Origin of the sequence: Nocardiopsis sp. NPDC006198 (assembly GCF_040613895.1) — a bacterium.
In the GTDB taxonomy this organism is placed as follows: Bacteria; Actinomycetota; Actinomycetes; order Streptosporangiales; family Streptosporangiaceae; genus Nocardiopsis; species Nocardiopsis tropica.
The window spans coordinates 1-10,982 of the sequence record NZ_JBEXSY010000112.1 but is presented as its reverse complement, the minus strand read 5'-3'; the positions used below and the strand labels follow the sequence as shown (position 1 = coordinate 10,982).

The following is a 10,982-nucleotide window of genomic DNA, read 5'->3' as shown; positions in this document are numbered from 1 at the left end:
TTCTGGACGGCGCTGAAGCCGCGGCCCCCGGAGTGGAAGTCGGTGGCGTTGTGGGTGCGGCGGCTGGCCCACACGGTGATGTAGAGCGTGGCCGCACGGCCGGGGCGGGGGCGGGCCCCGTCAGGCTCCGACCGCCGGTTGGCGCCTGCGCTCGGCGGTCGTGCCGACCAGGACGAGCAGGCCCAGGGACGCGGTCCCGAACAGGACCGCGCCCATCGGCACGGCGGTGCTCTCGTCCAGTCCGACGAGGGGCGCGGCTCCGGCGCCGATGAGCATCGGCAGCGCGCCGAGCAGCGCGCCCGCGCTTCCGGCCCTTCCCTCCTGCCCCTCCATCGCCAGGGCGAAGGAGCTGGTCAGGATCATGCCCATGCACGTCATGTAGACGAAGATCGGCACCACCAGCGCGGCCAGCGGGCCGCCGAGCAGTGTGGCGGCCAGCAGCACGCCGGTGGCCACGACCGCGGTGACCACGGCGAACCGCAGCAGTGCCGACTCGGTCACCCGTTCCCCGAGGCGCCCCACCACCGCGCTGCCCAGGATGATGGCGATCCCGTTGACGCCGAACAGGACGCCGAACACCTGCGGTGACACCCCGTGGAGGTCCTGGTAGACGAACGGCGTCCCGGCGACGTAGGCGAAGCTGCCGCCGTGGAGCAGGCCCACGATCAGCGCGTACCCCATGAAGGCGCGGTCCCGCAGGAGCGCGGCCATGGTGCGCAGGGAGCCGCCGGGCGAGCTGGGGACGCGGCGCTCCGGGGGCAGCGTCTCGGGGAGCCCGAGCATGACGACCAGGACGATCACGACGCCGAGCAGGGCGAGGAACAGGAAGACCGTCTCCCAGGTCGCGAAGGGCAGTGCGAGGACGGCTCCCCCGGCGACCGGCGCGACCATGGGGGCGACGGCGGTGACGGCCATCAGCAGCGCGAAGAACCTCGTCAGCGCGGGACCGTCGAACACGTCGCGCACGACGGCCCGGGAGAGGACGGTGCCGGCCGAGGCGGTGAACCCCTGGAGGAAGCGGCCCGCCACCAGTGTCGTGATGTCGGGCGCCGCGGCGCACAGCAGCGAGGCCAGGACGAAGAGCAGCAGCGACACGGCGAGGGGGCCGCGACGCCCCCGGGCGTCGCTGACCGGGCCGACGACCACCTGGCCGACCGCGAGCCCGATCAGGCAGCTGGTGAGGCTGAGCTGGACCTGGGAGGCCCCGGCGTCGAGGTCGGCGGCGATCTGCGGGAATCCCGGGAGGTACATGTCGATGTTGAGGGGACCGAGCACCGACAGGAGGCCGAGGAGGAGGGCCAGGCCCAGGCGTGCGCGTCCGGTCGGGTTGTGCCGCATCGTGGCTCTCTCGGGGTCGTGGCGGGGGCGCGCGGGACTTCCGGCGCCGACGCGCCGGAACGGGGCCGCGGGGGCGGGGTGCGGCGCGGAGTGCGTCGGGGCGGGCGGGGACGGTGCTTCCCGGGGCCCGGAGGGGCGCCGGCTAGAAGAGCACCGACATGACCTCTCCCACCTGGCGGAACCCGACCCGCTGGTAGGTGGCGCGTGCGGGGGCGTTGAAGTCGTTGACGTAGAGGGTCACACGGGGGGCGATCTCGGCGAGCGCGTGCTCGACCACCGCCGCCATCCCCGCCGAGGAGTGCCCCCGGCCCCGGAGCTCCGGGTGCACCCACACGCCCTGCACCTGGCAGGCGTGGCGGGTGACCGCGCCGATCTCCGCCTTGAACACGACCCGGCCGTCCTCGATCCTGGCGAACGCCCGGCCGGTGCGCACCAGCTCCTCCACCCGCGCCCGGTAGAGCGCGCCGCCGTCACCGGAGTCCGGCGGGACGCCGACCTCCTCGGTGAACATGGCCACGCAGGCGGGCACCAGGGTGTTGAGCTCGGAGAGGCGGACCCGGCGCACGAGCGGGTCGGCGGGCACGGCGGGGGGACCGTCGATCTCCAGGACGGGCTGGCTGGCGCGGATGGCCCGGGCGGGCCCCCACACGGGGGCGACCTGCTCCCAGAAGTCGCTGACCGCCGCGACGGGGCCGACGATGGACGAGCACCGGCGGCCCCGCCAGCGGGCGTGGTCGGCGAAGCTGCGGATCGCGGCCGGTCCGGCGTTGACCGGGACCAGGTTGGCCCCGGAGTAGCACATCGCGGTCAGGCGGCCCCGCTCGACGTGCCCCCACACCTCGGCGCCGTGGGCACTGGCGGCAAGACCGGTGGCCATCAGGCGCGAGGCGACGAAGACGTTGCCCACGGGGTCGGCGTCCAGGAGCGCGCGGACAGCCTCCCGGTCCCGTTCTCCGAGGATCCGTACCGGCGAGGTCCGCAGCATCGCATCTCCCCCCTCTGCCCGGGCCCTCCGGGCTCCGGGACGACTGGCCGAGCCTGTTCGCGCCGGTTCCAGCCTATTGGACCGGTTACTCGGATGACCCGGGCTTCCCGGGACTTTCCATGCCGACCGGGCCGAGGCGCTCCACCATCGTCTCAGGTGCGGCCCGGGAGGTGCGCGGCCGGGGCTCGGGACGCCCCTCGCAGACGACGTCGGCGCCCTCGCCCCCGTCCCTGACGGGGACCTCCCCGTCGCGCAGGTAGGCGGTGACGACCTCGTCCACGCACGTGTTCCCGGTGAGGGAGACACCGTGGGTCAGTCCTCCCTCCTCGATCACGAGGCTGGCCCCGGGGAGCCGGTTCCGCAGGGCGTAGGCACCCTCGACGGGGGTGGCCCCGTCCCGGGTGGCGTGCACGACGAGCGCGTCACCGTCGTAGGCGGGGTGCTCGCCGCGGCCGTCGCCCACCTGGAACCAGTCGTCGGAGTCGCCGTCCCAGGTGGCGCACGGAGCGTTGTACCACATGTTGTGCCAGCCCATGAAGGGCGCCTCCGCGTGGAGCCTCTCGGCGTCCGCGCGCCAGGTGGACCAGTCCTCGGGCCACCGGGCGTCCGTGCACTGGACCGCGAGGTAGCCGCCGTAGCCGCGGTCGGACCCGGCGTCGTCCCCGTAGTCCTCGTGCAGGGAGAGCAGCGGGGCGTCGTCCCCGTCGTTGATCCGGGCGGCGAGCGCCTCGGCGACCCGCGGCCAGGTGCCGCCGCTGTACGCGACGACGATGACGGCGCCCTCCAGCTCGGTGGGGCCCACGGTGCCGGCCGCCGGCGTCGCGGCCAGCTCCGCGCGCAGGGAGTAGTACGCCTCGGAGACCGTGTCGCCGTCGGCGCCGAGGCCGTAGGCGGCGTCGTTGCGGGCCACCCAGTCGAAGAAGCCGTCCGCCGACCTGTCCAGGGCCCGGCTCTGCTCGATGTTGCTCTCGTACCAGGGGTTGTCCGGGTTGACGACGCTGTCCAGGACCAGGGCGCGGACCCGGTCGGGGTAGAGCGAGGAGTAGACCGTGCCGAGGTAGCTGCCGTAGGAGTAGCCGAGGTAGTCGATGGTCTCCTCGCCGAGCGCGGCCCGGATGGCGTCCATGTCGTGCGCGGTGTCCTCGGTGCGGACGTGGTCGAGGAGGCGGCCGGTGTTGGCCCCGCACGCCTCGGCGTAGTCCTCGGCTCCGGCCCGCAGTGCGGCCTCGGCGTCCGCGTCCGACGGGACGGTGTCGCGGCGGACGGGCGCGAAGAAGGCGGGGTCGCAGGTGATGGAGGGGGTGGACGCCCCGACGCCGCGCGGGTCGAAGGAGACGACGTCGTAGGTCTCGCGCAGCTCCGCGGGCATGCGGCGGTGGGTGTGGGCGGCCCACATGCGCCCGGCGCTTCCGGGGCCGCCGGGGTTGACCAGCATCGTGCGCTCGGCCCGGCCGGTGGCGGGGACCCGGGACAGGGCGAGTTCCACGGTGTCCCCGAGGCCGTGGATCCGCGCGCCGCCGTCGGTGCGGGCCAGGGGAACGGTGAGGGTCGCGCACTCCAGGGTCTCTTCCCCGACGGGTGCGATGTCCTCACAGGGGGCCCACACCGGTCCCCCGGTGTCGGCGGGAGCGGCCCCGGCCGCCGTACCGGTCTGCTCCGCCTGCGCGGGGACCCCCGCGGCGAGGGAGGCCAGGAGCGCTCCGGCGGAGACCGCAGCCAGGGTTCGTGCTCGCACTCGTCCACTCCCTCACACCGTGTGTTCGACCTCATGCATTGTCACTGTTGCGCGACGTGACGAAGGGAAGCGACACGGACCCCAGGGAGGTATACCCCGGTAACATGTGCCCTGCCTGGATCAGACGTGGACAAAGGGGCACAATGCGGCTGGATCGTGTCGATGAGCGGATCATCGCGATTCTCGGCGCGGACGCGCGGATGAGCTTCGCCGAGATCGGCGGCCACGTCGGACTGAGCCCCTCGGCCGTCAAGCGGCGCGTGGACCGGCTGGTGGACTCCGGCGCCGTGCGAGGGTTCACCGTCGTCGTCGAGCCGCAGGCCGTCGGGTGGACCACCGAGGCGTTCATCGAGCTGTACTGCCGCGCCCGCACCTCTCCCGGCGAGATCCGCTCCGGGCTCGCGGGCTACGCCGAGATCACCTCGGCGTGCACGGTCACCGGCGAGGCCGACGCCATCGTGCAGGTGCGCGCACGCGACACGCACCACCTGGAGGAGGTCATCGAGCGCCTGGGCGCCGAACCCTTCGTGGTGCGGACCAAGAGCACACTGGTCCTGTCCCGGCTCGTGGACCAGCCGATCCTCGCCGGGACCGCCGACCTGCCCTGAGCTCCGGCCCGGCGCCCGGCGGGCCGGACGCCCCGGGGAGCCCGGAGCCGCGCCCCCGCGGGAGCGGGTCCCGGGCCCCGGCCGCGCACGCGGCCGGGGGCGCCCGCCCCGGAAAGCCGCGGCGTTCGCCCGCCGGCACGGAAACTCCCGGGTCCCTCCGTTCGTTGGAGGGAGTGGCGCCCCCTGATCCCGGGCGCCAGCGGGGCCGTCCGCCGCGAGGCGGGCGGCCCCTTCCCCGTCCGGCCCGGGCACGGGTTCCGGGCCCGGCCGGAACCGTTGCCGGTGTGCCGCCGGGGGCACCGGCCTGGACGGTCCCGTCCTTGTGGCCGATCCCGGCGCCCGGCCCCGCCACGGATACGAGATCACGGCGGAGGGGGAGGACAGCGACCCCCTCCGGTCACCGCGTCAGCCCAGGACCCCCGCGATCACCGTCGCGGTCTCGGCGATCAGCGCGTTGTCGAACTCGTCGTCCTCCTCGTACCGCATGGACATGATCGCGATGACCACGGGGTCGCCGCCCGGGGGACGGACGACGGCGATGTCGTTGCGCGTCCCGTAGCTCCCGCTGCCCGTCTTGTCACCGACCTCCCAGTCCCCGGGGAGGCCCGCGCGGATCACCTCGTCGCCGGTCGTGTTGTCGCGCAGCATGCCGTTGAGCACGGCGCGCCGGTCCTCGGGAAGGGCGTCGCCGAGCGTGAACTCCTCCAGGCTCGCGGCCATGGCGCGCGGCGTGCTCGTGTCCCGGGTGTCCCCGGGGGCCGTCCGGCTGAGGTCGGGCTCGATCCGGTCGGCCTCGATCACGTCGTCGCCGATCTCCTCCATGGCCTCCTCGAACCCGTCCGGGCCCCCCAGCTCCTCGAGGAGGAGGTTGGCCGCGGTGTTGTCGCTGTAGCGGACCGCGGCGTCGGCCACCTCCAGCAGGGTCATCCCGGTGTCCACGTGCGCCCCGGTGATCGGCGTGTGGCCGACCAGGTCGTCGGCGGTGTAGGAGACGACCTCCTCCATCTCCTCCAGCGTGTTCCGCCGCAGCACCGCGCCCGCGGAGAGGGCCTTGTGGGTGGAGCAGTAGGCGAAGCGCTCGTCCGCCCGGTGGGCGATCTCCTCGCCGGTGCCCGTGTCCACCGCGTAGACGCCGAGCCGCGCGTCGAACCGCTCCTCCAGCCGCTCGAACTCCCGGAACAGCTCCGGCGCCGCTTCCGGGGCGGCCGACTGCTCCCGGGCGGGCTCCTGCCGGGGTTCCGGCCCGGAGGCCGCGCAGGCGGTGACGGAGATGAGGGCCAGCGCGGCCAGGGCCGCGCCTCCGGCGCGCAGGGTCGGTGAGGGGGTCATGGTCGTGTTCAGCTCCTGTTCGGGGGGTGCGCGGCCCGGCTGCCCGGCCCGCGCGGGCCGCCCCGGCGGGCGGCCCCACGCCAGAAGTCTGGCCACCGATCCCGATGCCGTCCAAGACGGAAACCGCCGCTCCCATGCACGAACGGCATGATGCGTGCTCGGCCCCGCCCCTCGGGACCGGAGCGGTCGCGGGGGGCGGGGCACGGCCGGGCTCAGTCCTCCGGGAGCTCCACGGGGGCGAGTGCGTCGAACAGGTCGCCCGGCCCGGGGTTGGACGCGTCGGTGCCGCCGCCGAAGTGGTGCGCCACGCCCCACACCGCGTTGAGCGCGGTCTGCACCGCGCCCTCCGCCCAGCCCGCCGTCCAGGAGATGTCGTCCCCCGCCAGGAAGAGGCCCCGGTGGCGCTCCGCCAGGCCCTCCTGGTGGAAGTGCGTGAACAGGCGGCGCTGGTAGCGGTAGTGGCCCGGCAGGTTCGCCTTGAACGCGCCCATGAAGTAGGGCTCGTCCTCCCACGACACGGTGACCGGGTCACCGGTGATGTGCGAGCGCACGTCCACCCCGGGGTAGATCTTGGACAGCGAGGAGAGCATGACCTCCAGTCGCTCGCCGGCCGACAGCGGCAGCCACTTGAGCGAGTCGTCGCACCAGGTGTACGACAGGCAGATCGCCGCGGGGCCGTCCGGGTCGGAGCCCTCCAGGAGGTAGGTCCCCCGGGTCATGCGGTCGGTGAGCGTCATGCTCATGGCGTCGCGGCCCGTCTCGGGGTCCTTGTCGCGCCAGAAGGCCCGGTCCACGGGGACGAACAGCTTCGAGGACTCCATGTAGTGGGTGCGCTCGATCGCCGTCCAGTGGTCGATCGGCAGCAGGTCGTCGTCGCAGTCGATCTTGGACAGCAGCATCCAGCTCTGCGCGGTGAACACGGCCGCCGGGTAGGTGCGGACGGAACCCGACGCGTCGGTGACCGTGATGTTCCCCGACGGCGAGCCCTTCGCCGCGGTGCGGCGCAGGGCGGTGACGGCCGGGCGCGGACCACTCCCGTGCAGCGACTCCAGCGTGGTGCCCTGCGCCCAGTGGACGAGCTTGTCCGGGGCGTCCTCCCAGAGCCGCCGGGGAAGCTGCTGGACACCGCCGCGGATGCCCATGTGGTCGTCGTCCGCGCCCGTGTAGGTGACCCGGAGGATCTCCAGGATGGAATTGGGGAAGTCCGTGTCCCAGCCGCCCGTGCCGAACCCCACCTGCCCGAAGATCTCGCGGTGGCGGAAGGACGCGAACGCCGGTGACTCACAGAGGAAACCGTAGAAGGTCTGGTTGTCCAGCCCCCGGACGAGATCGTTCCAGATCTCCTTCTGGGTCGCGGTGTCGCGTTCGCGGATCGCGCGCTGCATGCGGCTGTGCTGTGCGCCCTCCTCCAGCGTCCGCTCCCAGGCGCGGGCCACCTCGCGGTAGACCTCGGGCAGGTCGGCGAGGGTCGTGGCGTAGTGGGACTCGCCCTTGAGGTCGACCACGGTGCTCGGGGTGGCCGGGGAGAGCGGGTTGGGGAAGGGGGTCGTCTCCAGGCCGACCCGGTCCACGTAGTGGAGGAAGGCGGTGGAGGAGGGCGGGAAGCGCATCGCGCCCATCTCGGCGACCACGTCGTCGGGGCAGCCGGGGAGCTTCTCGGTGCGCAGGCGTCCGCCGATCCGGTCCGCCTCGTACACGACCGGGCGCAGCCCCATCTTCATCAGCTCGTAGGCCGCCACGATCCCGGAGAGTCCGCCGCCGATGACGGCGACCTCGGTCCCGTGGTGCTGCGGGGGGACCTGCCCGAGCCCGGCCGGGTGCTCCAGGTAGGAGTCGTAGGCGAACGGGAAGTCCGGCCCGCACATGTTCAGCGGCGGCGTGCCGGGCGTGGACGGGGTGCCTGCGGCGGTGGGCACTGCGGACGTCATGGAGCCCCTCCTTCGGGTGGTCGGTGATCGGGCTGCGGGGGGGCGGGGCGGCGGTCCGGGCGGCCGGGCGCCCCGAACGGCGGCCCCTGCCGCGGTCGGCACGGCCGGCGCCGGGGACGCGTGCGCCCCGGGGAGCGGGTCAGGCGGTGAGCGCCCGGTAGAGGTCGGGCCGGCGGTCGTCCAGGTAGGAGTGCTCCCGGCGTGCGGCGGCGACGGCGTCCGGCGCGACGTCGCCGACCAGGAGCTCCTCGCCCGGGCCGGCGCGCAGCGTCTCGGTCCCGTCCGGCCCGATGAGCGCGCTCAGGCCCGCGTAGGACAGGTCGCCCTCGGTGTCGCAGCGGTTCACGTAGGCCACATGGAGCTGGTTCTCCAGGGCGCGCACGGGCACCACCCGGGTGGGGACCTCCGTGAAGGGGAGCATCAGTGCGGTCGGCACGACGAGGAGCTCGGTGCCCGCGAGGGAGTGCGCGCGCACGGCCTCGGGGAACTCCACGTCGTAGCAGATCAGGAGGCCGACGCGGAACCCGTCGAGGTCGGCCTGGACGACCGGGTCGGCCCCCGGGGAGAACGCGTCCCGGTCCAGGTCGCCGAACAGGTGGGCCTTGCGGTAGGCGGCCAGGCGCGCACCGGTGCCGTCCACGAGCTGGACGGTGTTGTACACGGCGCCGTCCGCGCGCTCGGGGAATCCGTAGACGAGGGCGACGCCGGTGTCGGCGGCGATCGCCGCGACGGCGTCCGCGAGGGGCCCGTCCGCGGGTTCGGCCATCCGGGCCACCGTCCCGGCTCCGAGGGCGTAGCCGGTGAGCGACATCTCCGGGCTGACGAGCAGGCGGGCCCCGGCCTCGGCCGCCTGTGCGGCGCGGCCTGCGAGCCGGCCGAGCGCGTCGGCGACGTCGCCGCTGCGACCGGCCCCCTGGTCCAGGGCCACACGCAGTGGTCCGCGCGTCATGGGCCGCCTCCCCCTCGGTCGTTCTCGGGCCGCGTCCACTCTAGGCGGGAGATCGTGTCGGAACGGTGCGCCGGAGCAGTGGAAACGTGCGTCTTTCCCCTGTGACGCCGCTCTTCCTTGCGCATTGGGGCGCGTTCGTGCGCGCATCGCCGCGTGGACCCGCCACGGCGCCGGACGCGTCCCGGCGGCCGGGCGCGGCGGCGGACACGGCGCCGGGGCCGGGGAGGGGTCCCCGGCCCCGGCGCGGGCGTGCGGTGCGGCCTTCCGGTCCGGTCTAGACCCCGGACGCGGGCACGCGCTCCAGTGCGGAGCGGCGCATGCCGTAGCCGAAGTAGACGGCCAGTCCGACGACGAGCCAGGCCCCGAAGGCCGCCCACACGCTCGGCGACATGCTGAACATGAGGTAGGCGCAGGCGAGCACCCCCAGGACCGGCGTGACGGGGGCGCCGGGCACGCGGAAGGCGCGCGGGAGGTCGGGGCGGGTGCGCCGGAGCACCAGCACGGCCACGTTGACCAGGGCGAACGCGAAGAGGGTGCCGATGGAGGTGGCGTCCGCGAGCGGCCCCAGGGGGACCAGCGCGGCGAGGAGCGCGATGAACACGGAGGTGATGACCGTGTTCGCGCGCGGGGTGCCCTTGGCGTCCACGGTGGAGAACGCCTTGGGGATGAGCCCGTCGCGGGACATCGCGTAGAGGATGCGGGTCTGGCTGTAGAGCACCACCAGCACCACGCTCGCCAGGGCGAGGACCGCTCCGGCCGCGAAGACGACCGCCCACACCGGGGTGCCCGTGACCAGGGTGAGGATCCCCGCGAGGGACGTCTCGCCGTCCACGAAGCCGGTCCAGTCGAGCGCGCCGACGGCGGCGAAGGCGACCAGGCAGTAGATGGCGGTCACCAGGATCATCGAGAACATGATCGCGCGGGGCAGGTCCCGCTGGGGGTTCTTCGCCTCCTCGCTCGCGGTGGAGACGGAGTCGAAGCCGATGTAGGAGAAGAACAGGGTGGCGCCCGCGGCGCTGACCCCGGCCATGCCCATCGGCATGAACGGGGCGAAGTTGCCGTCCTGGACGGCGGTGATCGCGATCGCGACGAACATGACCAGGATGGCGACCTTGACGGCGACCATGACCGCGTTGACCCGGCTGCTCTCGCGCACCCCCGCGAGCAGGGCGAACATGGACAACAGGACCACGATCGCGGCGGGCAGGTTGACCACGCCGCCCTCCAGCGGCCCGGCGAGCACCGCCCCCGGCAGGGACAGGCCGGTGGTGAGGTGGAGGAGCTCGTCGATGTACTGCCCCCAGCCGACGCCGACGGCGGCGACGGACACGCCGTAGGTGAGCATGAGGCACCAGCCGCACACCCACGCCATGAACTCGCCGATGGTGGCGTAGCTGTAGGAGTAGGCGGAGCCGGAGGCGGGGATCATCCCGGCCATCTCGGCGTAGGCGAGCGCGGAGAACAGCGCGGTGACGCCGGCGAGCACGAAGGCGAGGACGACGGCGGGACCGGCCACGGGGACGGCCTCGCCCAGCACGACGAAGATGCCCGTGCCGAGGGTGGCGCCGATGCCGATCATGGAGAGCTGCCAGAAGCCCATGTGCCGCTGGAGGCCGGTGCCGTCGCTGGTCTCGGCGACGAGCTTCTCGACCGGCTTGCGCCGGGTCAGCCGCTCCCTCAGTGCGGGCACGCCGACGGGCGCCGCCGCGTCCGCCGGGGTCTTCTGGTCGACCACGTGACTACTCCTCGTTGCTGTGGGCGGGCACACCTGTCCCCCGGGAAGGGATGTGGGAGGTGAAGGGGCGTTTCGTGCCGGAATCAGCCCGAAAACGCCCTCAGTAACCGTAGCTGCGTTACCCAGGTAACATGACCCACATTCGTTGCGTCTGTCCCCGGGAAGCGGCGCATCCTTGCGCTTCCGCGCAAGAAAACGCGGGCGGGTGTGAGCGATGGCACACGCGCGCACTCCGCGCGGCGGGGCGCGTCGGGGCTCCCGCCGTGTGCCGCCGCCCGGGTCCGGACACGCGAACGGCCGCGCCGCACCCCCTGGGGTGCGGCCAGGTAGCTGGCGACGGGGAAGGCGGCGCCCGCGAGCGCGACGATCCGCGTC

8 protein-coding genes are annotated in these 10,982 nt (G+C 73.8%); 1 reads left to right on the top strand and 7 read right to left on the bottom strand.

The window, feature by feature from the left end; translation table 11 throughout:
* Positions 1–120 precede the first annotated feature (120 nt).
* The 3 genes from ABZ234_RS33410 to ABZ234_RS33400 form a co-directional block, all read right to left on the bottom strand.
* Complete coding sequence (locus ABZ234_RS33410) at positions 121–1,338, bottom strand: Bcr/CflA family efflux MFS transporter (RefSeq protein WP_355014702.1); 1,218 nt, start codon at positions 1,336–1,338, stop codon at positions 121–123.
* 142 nt (positions 1,339–1,480) lie between these two features.
* Positions 1,481–2,323, bottom strand: a complete 843-nt coding sequence (locus ABZ234_RS33405) for a GNAT family N-acetyltransferase (protein WP_355014701.1) — start codon at positions 2,321–2,323, stop codon at positions 1,481–1,483.
* Positions 2,324–2,408: 85 nt separating this feature from the next.
* Positions 2,409–4,058 carry an alpha/beta hydrolase gene (locus ABZ234_RS33400; RefSeq protein WP_355014700.1) on the bottom strand — a complete coding sequence of 550 codons (1,650 nt, stop codon included), beginning with the start codon at positions 4,056–4,058 and terminating at the stop codon, positions 2,409–2,411.
* Between the two features lie 143 nt (positions 4,059–4,201).
* Here ABZ234_RS33400 and ABZ234_RS33395 point away from each other — a divergent pair, with 143 nt between their 5' ends.
* On the top strand, positions 4,202–4,666 hold the full coding sequence (locus tag ABZ234_RS33395; RefSeq protein ID WP_267948418.1) for an Lrp/AsnC family transcriptional regulator: 465 nt from the start codon (positions 4,202–4,204) through the stop codon (positions 4,664–4,666).
* Positions 4,667–5,071: 405 nt separating this feature from the next.
* Here ABZ234_RS33395 and bla read toward each other — a convergent pair whose 3' ends face one another.
* The 4 genes from bla to ABZ234_RS33375 form a co-directional block, all read right to left on the bottom strand.
* The gene (gene bla, locus ABZ234_RS33390; protein ID WP_355014699.1) at positions 5,072–5,995 is read right to left on the bottom strand and encodes a class A beta-lactamase; all 924 of its coding nucleotides are present in this window, start codon (positions 5,993–5,995) and stop codon (positions 5,072–5,074) included.
* A gap of 212 nt (positions 5,996–6,207) precedes the next feature.
* Positions 6,208–7,923: an FAD-dependent oxidoreductase gene (locus ABZ234_RS33385; RefSeq protein ID WP_355014698.1), complete on the bottom strand. Its 1,716-nt coding sequence runs from the start codon at positions 7,921–7,923 to the stop codon at positions 6,208–6,210.
* 139 nt (positions 7,924–8,062) lie between these two features.
* Positions 8,063–8,872, bottom strand: a complete 810-nt coding sequence (locus tag ABZ234_RS33380) for a carbon-nitrogen hydrolase family protein (protein WP_355014697.1) — start codon at positions 8,870–8,872, stop codon at positions 8,063–8,065.
* 274 nt (positions 8,873–9,146) lie between these two features.
* Complete coding sequence (locus tag ABZ234_RS33375) at positions 9,147–10,607, bottom strand: amino acid permease (protein ID WP_267948414.1); 1,461 nt, start codon at positions 10,605–10,607, stop codon at positions 9,147–9,149.
* Positions 10,608–10,982 lie beyond the last annotated feature (375 nt).

Excerpts from the sequence above, each read along its gene's own strand:
- ABZ234_RS33410 (WP_355014702.1), bottom strand. The coding sequence starts at position 1,338 with ATGCGGCACAACCCGACCGGACGCGCACGCCTGGGCCTGGCCCTCCTC.
- ABZ234_RS33380 (WP_355014697.1), bottom strand. The coding sequence starts at position 8,872 with ATGACGCGCGGACCACTGCGTGTGGCCCTGGACCAGGGGGCCGGTCGC.
- ABZ234_RS33395 (WP_267948418.1), top strand. The coding sequence starts at position 4,202 with ATGCGGCTGGATCGTGTCGATGAGCGGATCATCGCGATTCTCGGCGCG.
- bla (WP_355014699.1), bottom strand. The coding sequence starts at position 5,995 with ATGACCCCCTCACCGACCCTGCGCGCCGGAGGCGCGGCCCTGGCCGCG.
- ABZ234_RS33405 (WP_355014701.1), bottom strand. The coding sequence starts at position 2,323 with ATGCTGCGGACCTCGCCGGTACGGATCCTCGGAGAACGGGACCGGGAG.
- ABZ234_RS33385 (WP_355014698.1), bottom strand. The coding sequence starts at position 7,923 with ATGACGTCCGCAGTGCCCACCGCCGCAGGCACCCCGTCCACGCCCGGC.